This window comes from Streptomyces niveiscabiei, from assembly GCF_001419795.1.
In the GTDB taxonomy this organism is placed as follows: domain Bacteria; phylum Actinomycetota; class Actinomycetes; order Streptomycetales; family Streptomycetaceae; genus Streptomyces; species Streptomyces niveiscabiei.
Window position 1 is genome coordinate 1 of sequence record NZ_LIRL01000449.1, and the last position, 13813, is coordinate 13813.

13 protein-coding genes are annotated in these 13813 nt (G+C 72.6%); 5 read left to right on the top strand and 8 right to left on the bottom strand.

What is annotated here, in order from left to right:
• The 3 genes from AOK24_RS21805 to AOK24_RS21815 all read left to right on the top strand — a co-directional run.
• Positions 1-317 (top strand): LysR substrate-binding domain-containing protein (locus AOK24_RS21805; RefSeq protein WP_240554054.1); only part of this gene is annotated, 317 nt, incomplete at its 5' end.
• Positions 318-349: 32 nt separating this feature from the next.
• The gene (locus AOK24_RS21810) at positions 350-937 is read left to right on the top strand and encodes a TetR/AcrR family transcriptional regulator (RefSeq protein ID WP_055721750.1); all 588 of its coding nucleotides are present in this window, start codon (positions 350-352) and stop codon (positions 935-937) included.
• A 91-nt stretch (positions 938-1028) separates the two neighbouring features.
• On the top strand, positions 1029-1802 hold the full coding sequence (locus AOK24_RS21815) for an SDR family NAD(P)-dependent oxidoreductase (protein ID WP_055721751.1): 774 nt from the start codon (positions 1029-1031) through the stop codon (positions 1800-1802).
• A 38-nt stretch (positions 1803-1840) separates the two neighbouring features.
• Here AOK24_RS21815 and AOK24_RS21820 read toward each other — a convergent pair whose 3' ends face one another.
• On the bottom strand, positions 1841-3082 hold the full coding sequence (locus AOK24_RS21820) for an ROK family protein (protein ID WP_055721752.1): 1242 nt from the start codon (positions 3080-3082) through the stop codon (positions 1841-1843).
• Positions 3079-3774 carry an alpha-ketoglutarate-dependent dioxygenase AlkB family protein gene (locus AOK24_RS21825; RefSeq protein WP_055721753.1) on the bottom strand — a complete coding sequence of 232 codons (696 nt, stop codon included), beginning with the start codon at positions 3772-3774 and terminating at the stop codon, positions 3079-3081. Before AOK24_RS21825 ends, AOK24_RS21820 begins: the two co-directional genes overlap by 4 nt.
• A 66-nt stretch (positions 3775-3840) precedes the next feature.
• Between AOK24_RS21825 and AOK24_RS21830 the strand changes: the two genes are divergently transcribed.
• Positions 3841-4977 carry a methyltransferase gene (locus AOK24_RS21830; protein WP_055721754.1) on the top strand — a complete coding sequence of 379 codons (1137 nt, stop codon included), beginning with the start codon at positions 3841-3843 and terminating at the stop codon, positions 4975-4977.
• 32 nt (positions 4978-5009) lie between these two features.
• Here the strand turns inward: AOK24_RS21830 and AOK24_RS21835 are convergent, their stop codons facing one another.
• The 6 genes from AOK24_RS21835 to htpG all read right to left on the bottom strand — a co-directional run bounded on the left by AOK24_RS21835 (position 5010) and on the right by htpG (position 12887).
• On the bottom strand, positions 5010-5849 hold the full coding sequence (locus AOK24_RS21835; RefSeq protein ID WP_055721755.1) for a class II fructose-bisphosphate aldolase: 840 nt from the start codon (positions 5847-5849) through the stop codon (positions 5010-5012).
• A gap of 17 nt (positions 5850-5866) precedes the next feature.
• Positions 5867-6736, bottom strand: a complete 870-nt coding sequence (locus AOK24_RS21840) for an SIS domain-containing protein (protein ID WP_055721760.1) — start codon at positions 6734-6736, stop codon at positions 5867-5869.
• A gap of 88 nt (positions 6737-6824) precedes the next feature.
• Positions 6825-7637 (bottom strand): alpha/beta fold hydrolase, encoded by an 813-nt coding sequence (locus tag AOK24_RS21845; RefSeq protein ID WP_055721756.1) that lies wholly within the window; start codon positions 7635-7637, stop codon positions 6825-6827.
• A 100-nt stretch (positions 7638-7737) separates the two neighbouring features.
• On the bottom strand, positions 7738-8298 hold the full coding sequence (locus tag AOK24_RS21850) for an AMIN-like domain-containing (lipo)protein (protein WP_055721757.1): 561 nt from the start codon (positions 8296-8298) through the stop codon (positions 7738-7740).
• A 122-nt stretch (positions 8299-8420) separates the two neighbouring features.
• Positions 8421-10829 carry an MFS transporter gene (locus tag AOK24_RS21855; RefSeq protein ID WP_055721758.1) on the bottom strand — a complete coding sequence of 803 codons (2409 nt, stop codon included), beginning with the start codon at positions 10827-10829 and terminating at the stop codon, positions 8421-8423.
• 183 nt (positions 10830-11012) lie between these two features.
• Entirely contained in the window at positions 11013-12887 is a 1875-nt protein-coding gene (htpG, locus tag AOK24_RS21860) for a molecular chaperone HtpG (RefSeq protein ID WP_055721759.1), read from the bottom strand.
• Between the two features lie 231 nt (positions 12888-13118).
• Between htpG and AOK24_RS21865 the strand changes: the two genes are divergently transcribed.
• Positions 13119-13813, top strand: a 695-nt coding sequence (locus tag AOK24_RS21865) for an MFS transporter (protein WP_159051945.1), incomplete at its 3' end; no start/stop codon positions are given.

Here is a 13813-nt window from a genome sequence, read left to right on the forward strand (position 1 = left end):
TCACCGCCCCCTTCGTCCTCCCCCAACGCGGCCTGGTCCGCGAAGCCGCCGACCGCTGGTTCCGAACCCAGGGCATGACCCCCGAGATCGCTTGCGAACCCGACGGCCACGAAGCCCTGTTGACGCTCGTCGCCCTCGGCTGCGGAACCGGCGTCGTCCCCCGGCTGGTCCTGGAGCACAGCGCGGTGCGCGACCGCCTGGCCGTCGTCCCCGCGACACCGCAGCCGGCCCCTCTCACGGTCGGACTCTGCGTACGCCGCGCGGACCTGAGGCGGCCGGTGATCGCGGCCCTGTGGAGCCTCACCGCCCTTAATTGACCACTCGTTCTCGAATAACCTAGTCTCCTCACATGGCGAGGACCAAGGAATTCGACCCGGACGCCGCCCTCCGGTCCGCCCTGGACCTGTTCTGGCGGCGCGGCTACGAGGCCACCTCGATGGCGGACCTCGTCGAACACCTGGGCATCGCCCGCGCCAGCATCTACGCGACCTTCGGCAGCAAGCACGACCTGTACCTCAAGGCGCTGGACCGCTACGGCGACCTCAAGAACCCGGCGCTGGTACGGGAGTTGTCCGCACCGGGCCCCGCCCTGCCCGCCGTCCGCGCGGTCGTCCGGCGCTTCGCCGCCGAGTCCACCGCCGAACCCGGCCGCGCACGCGGCTGTTTCGTCGCGAACACGGCCGTGGAGCTCGCCCCGCACGACCCCGCCGCCGCGCTCCGCGTCGAGGCGGGCTGGGAGCACCTGGAGACGCTGCTGCACTCGGCCCTCGTACGGGCCCAGGCCCAGGGCGAGTTGACGCCGGAGCGCGATCCGCACGCGCTCGCCCGGATGCTGCTGGTGTTCCTCCAGGGGCTGCGGATCGTCGGCAAGGCGTCGGCGGATCCGACGGCGCGGGTGCGGGACGCGGTGGAGCAGGCGTTGACGCTGCTCGACTGAGACTCCGCCCGACCGGCACGGGCGACCGCTCCCACCCACAGGCACCCCCGGCTGCCCTCATTCAAGACCGACCGTTCTCGAAAGGCTCGCCATGTCCCAGCCCCGCTTCTCCGGCCGCACCGTCCTGATCACCGGCGCCGGTTCCGGTATCGGCCGCACCCTCGCGCTCGCCTTCGCCGCCGAGGGCGCGAACGTCGTCGCCGCCGGACGCACGAGGTCCGCGCTGGACGAGACGGTCGCGCTCGTCGCACAGGCGGGCGGGGGCGGCACCGCCATCGCCGAGGCGGCCGACGTGACCGACCCCGACAGCATCGACGCGCTGGTCGGCACCGCCGTAGAGCGCTTCGGCTCCCTCGACGTCGCCGTGAACAACGCCGGGATCATCCGAGCCGGGCAGCCGATCGCCGACACCGACCCGGCGGACTGGCACGCGGTCCTGGACACCAACCTGACCGGCCTCTTCCTCGCCCTGCGCACCGAGATACGGCAGATGCGCGCCCAGCCGCGCGGCGGCGCGATCGTCAACGTCGCCTCGAACCTGGGGGCGCACGCGCAGAAGCCGGGTGTGACCGCCTACTCCGCGAGCAAGGCCGCCGTCGCCTCCCTCACCCGGGGCGCCGCCCTGGAGCACATCGGGGACGGCGTCCGCATCAACTCCGTGAGCCCGGGCGTCACCCGGACCACGATGTCCCTGCTGCCGGGCGAGACGGAGGAGGGCCGCGCGGCGCGGATGAAGGAGCAGTCGCCGCTGGGCCGGTCCGTCACGACGGACGAAGTCGCCCACGCCGTCCTGTACTTGGCGTCGGACGACGCGGCCCCGCTGGTCGGCACGGACCTGCTGATCGACGGCGGGACGACACTCTGAGCTGGCCCACCCCCCGGGCCGAAGCGCCGTCGCCGCACCTACGCGCTCACCGCCCCCAGCGGATCGTCCAGCACCGGCTGCCACGCCAACTCGGCAGCCCCCACCAGGCTGTTGTGGTCCAGCGAACACGCGAGGATCGGCACTCCACCGCTCCTCCCCCACAGGCTCCGGTCCGCGACGACAGCCCGCAGCCGCTCCGGGTCGGCGTCGAAGAGCGTGCGGTGGAGTCCGCCGAGGATGATCCGGTCGGGGTTGAGGATGTTCACCAGCCCGGCGAGCCCCAACCCCAGCCGGTCGATGAGGGATTCGGCCGCCGCGCGGACCACGGGATCGCCGTACTCCTCGCGCACCAGCCGGTTCGCCTGGTGCAACAGCGAGCCCTCAGGCCCGGGTTCGCGCCCGGCGGTGGTCAACAGGGCCAGCGGGTCGGCCTCGACGTCGAGGCAGCCGCGGCTGCCGCAGTGGCAGGGCCGCCCCTCGGGGTTCACGGTGAGGTGCCCGACCTCCAGCGCGAGCCCCGAACTCCCCGTGTGCAGACGGCCGTCGAGGACGAGGGCGCCGCCGACGCCACGGTGCCCGGTGGCCACGCACAGCAGGTCGCGGGCGCCCCGCCCGGCGCCGTGCCGGTGCTCGGCGAGCGCCGCGAGGTTCACGTCGTTCGCGGCGAACGCGGGCCCTTCGACGCCGGCCGCGGCGATCCGCTCGGCGAAGATCTCCCGCACCGGCGCCCCCACCGGCCAGGCCAGGTGCAGGGGGTTGAGGGCGAGCCCCTCGGGTTCGGCGACGGCCGACGGTACGGCGAGCCCGGCGCCCACGCAGCGCCGCCCGCTGGTCCGCAGCAGCTCGGCGCCGGCCTCGACGACCGCGCTGAGGATCTTCGCCGGGTCCGCGTCGACCGCCTCGCAACTCGGGGTCGTCGCCACGATCCTGCCGCCCAGCGCGACCAACGCGGCCCGGAATCCGTCGGCATGGATCTGCGCGGCCAGCACCACCGGCCCGTCCTCGGCGAGTTCGAGCCGGTGCGAGGGGCGGCCCTGGGAGCCCGCGGCGGCCGTCGGGTGCGCGTCGACCCGGATCAGGCCGAGCGCCTCCAGCTCGGCGGCGACCGCGCCCGCGGTGGCACGCGTCACACCGAGTTCGGCCGTGAGGACCGCGCGCGTCGGCGCCCGCCCGGTGTGCACGAGCTCCAGCGCGGGCCCGAGCGCGCCGCGCCCCCGGTCCAGCCGCGCCCTTGAGGTGGTCCCTTCCCCCGCCGGCCGGGGGTCCGCCTTGCCGCTCATGAGGGCGAGTCTCCCATGATCCGCTCGGTGCCGTGGCCGTGCGCGAAACCGCTGACGCGCAGCGTCACGTTCAGCCGCCCCGCGAGCCCGAGCCCGGCCGGCGCCGTCCCCGGGTACACCTTCGGCACCCCGTGGAACGCCTTGCGCGACGCCCCGCCGAACACGAACAGGTCCCCGCTGCGCAGCTCGACGTCCGTGTACGGCTTGCCCCGCGACGCGGTGTTCCCGAACCGGAACACGCACCGGTCCCCCAGGCTCAGCGACACCACCGGCGCGTCCGACCGCTCGTCGGCGTCCTGGTGCATGCCCATGCGGGCGTCGCCGTCGTAGAAGTTGATGAGCGCGATGTCGTACGCCGGTCCGGGCTCGGGCGGTACGTCGTACGCCGCCGCGACCGCCCGCCGCCCCAGCTCCCCGAGCCACTCGGGGAAGGGTTTCACCGCGCTCCCGTCGCCGTCGACGGCCGTGCGGGCGTACGCGTACGGGTACCAGTGCCAGCCCAGGCAGACCTGGCGGGCGGTCATGGTGCCGCCGCCCGGGGTGCGGACCGTGCGCAGGCCGGCGGGTGGGCGGGCCCACTCGCGGCACGCTTCGAGCAGGTCGCGCTGGGCGGGGGCGGCCAGCCAGTCGGGCACGTGCACGGCGCCCGGCGCGACCCGCGTACGCTCCCGGGGAAACAGCTCGTCGTCCATCGGACCATCCTGCCGCACCCGGTCTGAGCTGCGGTTCGGCTAGCCTGGCTGACGATGAACGACCGTATGACGACGCCGTGGGGCGAGCTGGAGCTGAGCCGCTTCCCCGAGGACCCGCGCGACCGGCTGCGTGCCTGGGACGCCGCCGACGCGTACCTGCTCACGCATCTGCACGAGCAGGCGGTGCCGCTGACCGGCACGGTCGTCGTGCTCGGCGACCGCTGGGGCGCGCTGGTCACGGCGCTCGCGCAGGCGGGTCCGACGCAGATCACCGACTCGTGGCTGGGCCAGGAGGCGACCCGCGCCAACCTCGCGCGGGCCGGGGTCGCGACCGGCGCGGTACGGCTGCTGACCTCGCAGGACCCGCCGCCCGCCCGGATCGACGTGCTGCTCGTGCGCGTCCCCAAGAGCCTCGCGCTCCTGGAGGACCAGCTCCTGCGGCTCGCGCCGTCGCTGCACGCGGGCACGGTCGTCGTCGGCACCGGCATGGTCAAGGAGATCCACACCTCCACGCTCCGCCTCTTCGAGCGCATCCTGGGACCGACCCGTACGTCCCTGGCCCGCCAGAAGGCCCGCCTCATCTTCTGCACCCCGGACCCGGCACTGGAACGCCCGGCGAACCCGTGGCCGTACGGCTACACCCTCCCGGACGACGTCGGGGTCCTCTCCGGGCACCCGGTCGTCGGGCACGCGGGCGTCTTCTGCGCCGACCGCCTCGACATCGGCACGCGCTTCTTCCTCGCGCATCTGCCCGGTACGACGGGCGTGCGCCGGGTCGTGGACCTCGGCTGCGGCAACGGGGTCGTCGGTACGGCGGTGGCGCTCGCCAACCCCGAGGCCGAGGTCCTCTTCACGGACGAGTCGTTCCAGGCGGTCGCCTCGGCGGAGGCGACGTACAAGGCCAACGGGGTACCCGGGCATGCCGAGTTCAGGGTCGGTGACGGCCTTTCGGGCGTGCCGGACGCCAGTGTGGACATCGTCCTCAACAACCCGCCGTTCCACTCCCACCAGGCGACAACGGACGCGACGTCGTGGCGCATGTTCACGGGTGCGCGCCGGGTGCTGCGGCCGGGCGGCGAGCTGTGGGTGGTGGGCAACCGGCACCTCGGGTACCACGTGAAGCTGCGGAAACTGTTCGGGAACAGCGAAGTCGTGGCGGGCAACCCGAAGTTCGTGGTGCTGAGGGCGGTCAAGCGGGGGTGAGCCGGGCGGTCAGGCGGGGGTGAGCCGGGCGGTCAGGCCCGCCCGACCACCCGCATGATCCGCGCCGCCTCCCGCGCCATCGCCTCCCGGCCCTCCCCGAGGTACGCACGGCAGTCCGCCGCGTCCGGATGCTCGCGCAGATGCACGCGAATCGCCTCGGTCAGGGCGAGGTTGAGGGCCGTGCCGACGTTCACCTTGGCGATGCCGCCCGCGACGGCCGCGGTGAGTTCGGGGTCGGGGACGCCGGAGGAGCCGTGCAGCACGAGCGGGACGTCGACGGCGTCCGCGAGCCGTTTCAGCAGGTCGTGGTCGAGGGCGGCGGTGCGACTTGTCATGGCGTGCGTGCTGCCGACGGCGACGGCCAGCGCGTCCACCCCGGAGTCCGCGACGAACGCCCGCGCCTCACCGGGATCGGTCCGGACACCCGGCGCGTGCGCCCCGCGCTTCCCGCCGATCTCCCCCAACTCGGCCTCGATCCACAGCCCTTGGGAGTGCGCCCAGTCGACGGCGCCCCGCGTCGCGGCGAGGTTCTCGGCGTACGGCAGGTGCGAGGCGTCGTACATCACGGAGCTGAACCCGGCGTCGGCGGCCTGCCGGAGCAGCCGGTCGTCGCGGACGTGATCGAGGTGCAGCGCGACGGGTACGGCGGCCTGGCGGGCGACGGCGAGGGCGGCGCGGGCGAGCGGGTGGACGCGGCCACGGCGGAATCCGACCGCGTTCTCGCTGACTTGGAGCACGACCGGCGCCCCGAGGGACTCGGCGCCTTCGACGACCGCCTCGACATGCTCCAGGGTGATGATGTTGAACGCGGCGACGGCGGACCGGAGTCGGGCGGCGCGGGTGACGAGGTCGGCCGTGGTGGTGAGGGTCATCGTGCGCCTCCGGACGTTCAGGGCGTGAGGATCACCGAGCGCGTGAGGTGGCGGGGCCGGTCGGGGTCGAGTCCCCGGGCCGCGGCGACGGCCACCGCGAGCCGCTGGGCCCGGACGAGTTCGGCCAGCGGGTCCAGCTCCCCCTGGATCCACAACGCCCCGGTGTCGCGCACCTGTCGGGCGAGCCCGTCGGGCGCCTCACCGAACATCCAGGTCGCCGTCCCCTTCGTGCTGACGCTGATGGGCCCGTGCCGGTACTCCATCGCCGGGTACGCCTCGGTCCACGCCAGCGACGCCTCCCGCATCTTCAGCGCGGCCTCGTGCGCGAGCCCGACGGTCCAGCCGCGCCCGAGGAACGTGAACTGCCCGCAGGCGACGAGCCCTTGGGGCAGCGGCTCGGCAACTGCCGTCCGGGCGTCGGGTATCGCCGTGTCCGGGTGGCGGCCGAAGTGGGCGCGCAGGAGGGTGAGGGCGGTGGTGGCGAACCGGGTCTGGACGACGGAGCGTTCGTCGGCGTAGACGAGGGGGACGACGGCGTCGGCGGCCGTCGCGACGGGCGTGTCCGGGTCGGCGGTGACGGCGGTCGTGCGGGCCCGTCCGCGCACCCGGCGCAGGAGGTCCAGGACTTCCGTGGTCGTGCCGGAGCGGGTGAGGGCGACGACGCGGTCGTAGGGGCGGTCGTAGGGGAACTCCGAGGCGGCCCAGGCGTCCGTCTCGCCGCCCCGCAGGGCCGCGGCGGCCTGGGCCATGTAGTACGAGGTGCCGCAGCCGACGATCGCGACGCGTTCGCCGGGTGCGGGCAACTCCGTTTCGTGGTCGGCGGCTTGGGACACGGCGCGGGTCCAGCACTCGGGCTGGCTCAGCAGTTCGTCCTCGACGTGGGTCATGCCCCGCCTTTCCCCGACGACGATCGTCCCCGCACGGTACGGGGGCTCGGCGCGGGGCTTCAAGAACGCGTCAGCTTGTTCCTTGAAGTCAGCGGCCGGCGCCCCGGAAGAAGTCGAGCATCAACCGGTTCACGGCGTCGGGGCGTTCGAGGTAGCCGTAGTGGCCGCAGTCCTTGACCTCCCGGTACACGGCCCCGGGGATCGCGTCGGCGACCTCGCGGCTGAGCCGGGCCGGAAGCGCGGCGTCGTCGGCGAACCCGATCACCAGGGTGGGCGTCGTGATCCGCCGGTAGGCGTCCAACCGCCCTTCGGGGGCGGTGAGTCCGAGCTGGACGCGGCTGCCGGGGCCGGTGTCCTCGCGGGCGAACTCGAAGAGGTCCAGCCAGTCCTGGAGGCGCTGTTCGTCGTCGAGGGTGGCCGGGGAGAGGTTGCGCAGGGCGCGGTTCCAGGCCGTGTAGGCGGCGGGGAGCGTCAACCCCTCGTCGTACAGGGCGTGTTCGGCGGCGATCGCGGCCCGGCGGTAGGCGTCGGTACGGCCGTGGGTGGCCATCAGGACGCCCTGGCTGACCAACTCGGGCCGGGCGAGCATGAGTTCCTGGACGACGTACGCGCCCAGGGAGGTGCCGACGACGCGGCACGGGCCGAGGCCGAGGTGCTCGATGAGGCCGGCCGTGTCGGCGACCATGTCGTCGATGGTGAACCCCTGCGGGCTCGGGTCGCTCGGCGGGATGCCCCGGTTGGTGAAGGTGACGACGCGGTGGCCGGCCGCCTTGAGGGCGGGAACCTGGTGGAGGTGCCAGACACGGCCCCCGGCGCCGCGTCCCATCACCAGGACGACGGGGTCGCCGGTGCCCTCGTCGTCGTACTGGAGCCGGATTCCGTCGATCCGCAGGTCAGGCATGGTCCTCCTTCACCGTGCACGTGCTCGTGCACAGTCAACCAGCTCACCCGCGGGGCGGGGCCGGGGGCCGGTGTGAGACGGCCGACCCCCGGCGGAGGTTTCACCAGGAGTGCGCCACGTCCACGACGATCTTGTCCGCCAACTGCTGGACGCGGAACGGGAGTCGGGCGCGCAGGCCCAGCCCTATCTGGGTGTCGCCCTCGAAGCTGCTGGCGAAGCGGGTGTCGCGGAAGGCGCTGTAGCCGGTGATGTCGACACCGGGCAGCGGCTGCCGGGCGCGGCCGGGGTAACTCGGCTTGCCCGTCTCGTAGTTGTAGCTGGGCGCGGAGACACGGACCTCCAGGATCGCGCCGCCCGAGACGGGGATGAGGTCGCCGCTGCCGTCCTGGTACAGGGCGTCGACGTACCGGACGTTGTAGCCGATGCCGGTGCCGCCGCCCGGGATGGCGAAGACCATGCGGTCGTAGCAGTCGTGCTGCCCGGTCCTGATGTTCGTCAGCGAGGCGTAGGTGGTGGAGGTGGCGGCCTTGTCGAGGCTTCCCCAGCCGGTGGGGCAGGCGGCGACGGTCTCCCCCGTGGCCGCGGTCGCGGTGGCCGCCGCGGTGCCGAGTGCCGTCACGGCGAGGGCTAGAGCCGCAACTGCCGCTGCTGTGCGTCGCATTGTTTCCCCTTGTGCGGATGCTGTGACAGTGACGCGACGTAAGACGCCCCGAACCCGCGAACGGTTCGGTGCGCCAACAGGTCCCGCGTACGCGGCACTTCGCACACGGGACCCGGCAACCTCTACTCCACGTGGGCGAGTTCGATGTCGTGCCCGTCGAGGTCACCGGCGAGGCCGACGCCGGTCGCGCGGGGCGGGTAGCCGGTCGCGATGACCGTGTACTGGCCGCTGTCGAGGTCGGAGAAGGCGTACGCGCCGTCGGCGCCGGTCGTGGTCGTGGCGACGACGTTCCCGGCGGCGTCCACCAGGGTCACCCGGGCGTCGCCGAGCGGGGACCCGGCGCCGCGCACGGTCCCCCGCACGTGCGCGCCGGACTGGAGCTCGACCTCGATCCGGGTGACGCCGGTGCCGGCGATCTCGACGGGGAGCGCGCGGGGCCGGTGCTTGGGCGAGCTGACGGCGACCGTGACCGCATCGGGGACCAGCTCGGTGAGCGCGAACTCCCCGAGCCCGTCGGTCCGTGTGGTCGCGAGGACGTCGCCGCGCACGTCGGTCACGATCACCACGGCCCCCGCGACCGGCGCGCCGCCCTCCGCGCCGCGTACGACGCCGGCGAGGCCGCTGCTGCCGCTCAGGAGGACGTCGTACGCCACCGGGTCGGCGCCTACGACGACGGTGGTCGCCTGCGGCTGGAGCCTGTCGGCGGCGGCGAGCAGGACGTAGGTGCCCTCGCCGGGCGCCCGGACCTCGTACGTGCCGTCGGCGTCGGCGACCGCGCGGCCCAACTGCCGTCCGTCCAGGGAGATCAGGGTGACGGCGGCGTCGGGGACGGGGACGTTCCCGGCGCCGCGCACGTGGCCGCGTACGGGACGTCCGGTGCCGCCCGGGAGGCCGTCGCCGAGGTTCGGGACGGTGGCGACGAGTTCGGCCACGGCGCGGGAGAGGGGGACGGCCACGGCGGCGCCGATGACCTGGGCGTCGGGGGTTCCGGTCTGCGGGCCTGCGGATGCCGGTGCGTCCGCTCCGTACGGCTCCGGTGCGGCTGCACGTGCATCCGGCGTCGCCGCGCCCGTCGTCGGCTCGGTACCGGTACCCGCCTCGATACCAGTACCCGGCGTCCGCCGCCGCGGGATGAACGCCGCCACCGCGAACGCCAGCACCGCCGCCCCCGACCCGACCCCCATGACCACCTTGAACCCGTTCTCCGACGGCAGCGCCACCCCGTGGAATCCGGTCGTCATCTGCGCGAGGATCACCCCGGCGACGGCGCTGGCGGTCGACGTGCCGATGGACCGCATCAGGGTGTTGAGGCTGTTCGCGGCGGCGGTCTCGGCCGGGTCCACCGCGCCCATGATCAGCGCGGGCATCGCGCCGTAGGCGAAGCCGATACCGGCCCCGACGACGCAGGACACCAGGACGAGCTGCCAGACCTCGGACATCAGGACGACACCGAGGCCGTAGCCGGCGGCGACGATCACCGCCCCGGCCATCAGCGTGACCTTGGCGCCCCACTTCTTGGATATGAGCGCGGACACCGGGGCGACGGCCATCATCACGAGCCCGGTCGGCGCCATGACGAGGCCCGCGTCGAGGAGCGACCTGCCGAGGCCGTACCCGGTGGCCTCGGGGAGCTGGAGGAGCTGCGGCAGGACGAGGGACATCGCGAACATGGAGAACCCGAAGGCCATGGACGCGAGGTTGGTCACGAGGACCTGGCGGCGGGCGGTGGTGCGCAGGTCCACCAGCGGTGCGGGGACGCGCAGTTCGAAGAAGCCCCAGCCGGCGAGGACCACGAGGGCGGCGGCGAACAGCCCGAGCGTCGTCGCGCTGGTCCAGCCCCAGTCGGCGCCCTTGGAGATGCCGAGCAGCAGGCAGATCAGCCCCGCGGCCATCCCGGCGGCGCCGGGAAAGTCGAAGCGTCCGCCCGCGCGCACGCGGGACTCGGGGACGAACGCCGGTACCAGTACCAGCGCGACGGCGCCGAGCGCGGCGGACGTCCAGAACAGCATGTGCCAGTCGAAGTGGTCGGCGATGAGCGCGGCGGCGGGCAGGCCGAGGGCGCCGCCGATGCCGAGGGAGGCGCTCATGAGGGCGGTCGCGGAGCCGAGCCGTTCGGCGGGGAGTTCGTCGCGCATGATGCTGATGCCGAGCGGGATCACCCCGGAGGCGAGGCCCTGGAGGGCGCGGCCGACGATCATGGGGGCGAGCGTGTCGCTGAGCGCGGCGACGACCGACCCGGCGACCAGCGTCACCAGGCTGACCAGCAGCATCCGCCGCTTGCCGTACATGTCGCCGAGGCGGCCCATCACCGGCGTGGCGACGGCCGCGGCGAGGAGTGTCGCGGTCACCGCCCAGGTCGCGTCGGAGGCCGCGGCGTCCAGGAGCTTGGGGAGTTCGGGGACGATCGGAATGACCAGCGTCTGCATCAGCGAGACGACGATCCCGCCGAAGGCGAGCACCGCGACGACGAGGTTCACCCGGGGCGCGGACTCCACCCCCGGCTCCACGGGCCGGAGTTGAGCGTGGGACATAGGTCGGGCCTCCGTGGGGGGATGTCGGGCCGGTACGCCGCCGACGAATGTACGCCCGATTGATTGACTTAAGCAACCAGAGAGTGGGGGGATTATGTGGGGAAATGAGCCGGGCGCGCACTCCGCGTTTCGGAGTGCGCGCCCGGCCGGGTACGTCAGCGGGTCGCCCGGGACGTCAGGAGGTCAGAGCGACTTCTCCAGCCGCTCCGCCACCACCCGCACGAACTTGCCGGGCTCCTTCGGCCGCCCGCCCTCGGCGAGCACCGCGAGCCCGTACAGCAACTCGGCGGTCTCGACGAGCCCTTCGCGCCGCGCCTCCTCCTGGTAGGCCCGGTTCAGGCCCTGCACGAGCGCGTGCCCGGCGTTGAGTTCGAGGATGCGCTTGGCGGCGGGGATCTCCTGGCCCATCGCCCGGTACATGTTCTGGAGCGCGGGCGTGATGTCGCCCGTGTCGGAGACGACGCAGGCCGGGGAGACGGTCAGGCGCGAGGAGAGCCGTACGTCCTTGACCTCCTCGGCGAGCCGCTCCTTCATCCAGTCGAGCAGCCCGGCGTACTCCTCGGCCTGCTTCTCCCGTTCCTCACCGCTTTGTTCGCCGTCCTTCGCGTCGAGGTCGATCTCGCCCTTGGCGACGGACCGCAGCCGCTTGCCCTCGAACTCGGGGACGACGTCGACCCAGACTTCGTCGACTGCGTCGGTGAGCAGCAGGACTTCGATGCCGCGGGCCGAGAACGCCTCCATCTGCGGGGAGTTCTCGATGCTCTCGCGGGACTCGCCGGTCAGGTAGTAGATGTCCTCCTGACCCTCCTTCATCCGCTCCACGTACTCCTGAAGCGTCGTCAACTCACCCGATTCCGCAGAGGCGTTGGTGCTCTCGAAGGAGCAGACCCCCAGCAGGGCGTCCTTGTTGTCGGTGTCGCTGAGCAGCCCCTCCTTGAGGACCGCCCCGAACTCCCGCCAGAACGTGGCGTACTTGTCGGCCGCGTTCGCCCGCATCTCCTTGACCGAGGAGAGGATCTTCTTCGCCAGCCGGCGCTGGATCATCAGGATGTGGCGGTCCTGCTGGAGGATCTCGCGGGACACGTTCAGCGAGAGGTCCGCCGCGTCCACGACGCCCTTGACGAACCGCAGGTACGGCGGGAGCAGCGCCTCGCAGTCGTCCATGATCAGGACGCGCTTGACGTACAGCTGGAGGCCGCGCCGGTAGTCGCGGGTGAACAGGTCGTGCGGGGCGTGCTCGGGCAGGAACAGCAGCGCCTGGTACTCGAACGTGCCCTCGGCCTGGAGGCGGATCGTCTCCAGCGGGTCGCGCCAGTCGTGGCTGACGTGCTTGTACAGCTCGTGGTACTCGTCGTCGGTGACCTCGTCGCGCGAGCGCGCCCACAGGGCCTTCATCGAGTTGAGCGGCTCGTCCTCGGTGTCGAGGCGGATCGGCCAGGTGATGAAGTCCGAGTACTTCTTGACGATCTGCTTGACCGTCCACTCCGCCGTGTAGTCGTGCAACTGGTTGTCGGGGTCGGCCTCTTTGAGGTGCAGCGTGACGGCCGTGCCCTGCGAGGCGTCGTCCACGCGCTCCAGCGTGTACGTCCCCTCCCCGCGCGACGACCAGCGCGTCCCCGCGCTCTCGCCTGCCCTGCGGGTCAGCAGCGTCATCTCGTCGGCGACCATGAAACCGGAGTAGAAGCCGATGCCGAACTGGCCGATCAGGCCCTCGACTTCGTCCTCCCCTTCCTTCAACTCCTTGAGGAACGCGGCGGTTCCGGAGTTCGCGATGGTGCCGATCAGCTTGCCGACCTCGTCGTACGACATGCCGATGCCGTTGTCGCGGACGGTGAGCGTCCGCGCGTCCTTGTCCAGCTCGATCCTGATGTGCAGGTCGGAGGTGTCCGCGTCGAGGCTGTCGTCCCTCAGCTTCTCGAGGCGCAGCTTGTCGAGCGCGTCGGAGGCGTTCGAGACGAGCTCCCTGAGAAACACGTCCTTGTTCGAGTAGACCGAGTGGATCATCAACTGGAGAAGCTGACGGGCCTCTACCTGGAACTCAAACGTTTCCGTCGCCATGGTGCGCGTGTCCTCCCACGTGCCGAATTCACCGGTTCACAAAAGCGAGAGCCACTTTAAAACACCAAGTGGGGGCGGCATGGCAGGCTTTGGGCCGAGGTGGGGCGGGAGTCAGCCATGCCGGCACCAGGGCGCGTGCCCTTCCCGCGGTCGCCGACGCCCCGACGCTCCCGCTCCAGAGTGACCGGCAACCCCCTTGCACCGCCTCCTCCAGCTGCCTAGCCTGAGTTTGTGCCGCCGATAAACAAACTCCGCTCGCGCAGCGTCGCGCCGAGCAGCGACCTCGCCCTGCTGAGGGTCGTCCTGACCGCGTTCTTCGCCGTGGACGGCTTCATGTTCGCCGGGTGGGTCGTCCGCATCCCCGACATCAAGGCGCAGACCGGCGCCTCGGCCTCCTCCCTCGGTCTGGCCCTGCTGTGCGTATCCGCCGGGGCCGTCGTCACGATGCTCTTCACGGGCCGCCTCTGCCAGCGCCACGGCAGCCACCTGATCACCGTGGTCTGCGCGGTCCTGCTCTCCCTGTCGATCACCCTGCCCCCGCACACCCACTCCGTCCCTGCCCTGGGCGCCGTCCTGCTGCTGTTCGGCGCGGCGTACGGCGGCATCAACGTGGCCTTCAACAGTGCCGCCGTGGACCTCGTCAGCGTTCTGCGCCGGCCGATCATGCCCAGTTTCCATGCCGCGTTCAGCCTCGGCGGCATGCTCGGCGCGGGCCTCGGCGCGCTGGTCGCGGGCAGCCTCTCCCCCGCCTGGCACCTGCTCCTCCTGGGCGCCGTCGGCCTCGCGGTCACCGCCGCCGCGGGCCGCACACTCCTGCGGCTGCCGCCGGCACGCGCGCACGCGGGGGGTCACGACGGGGCCGTACCACCGACCCGCCCGCACAGGGACGACTCCCGAACCTCCCACCCGACCCCCACCGGCAGCCC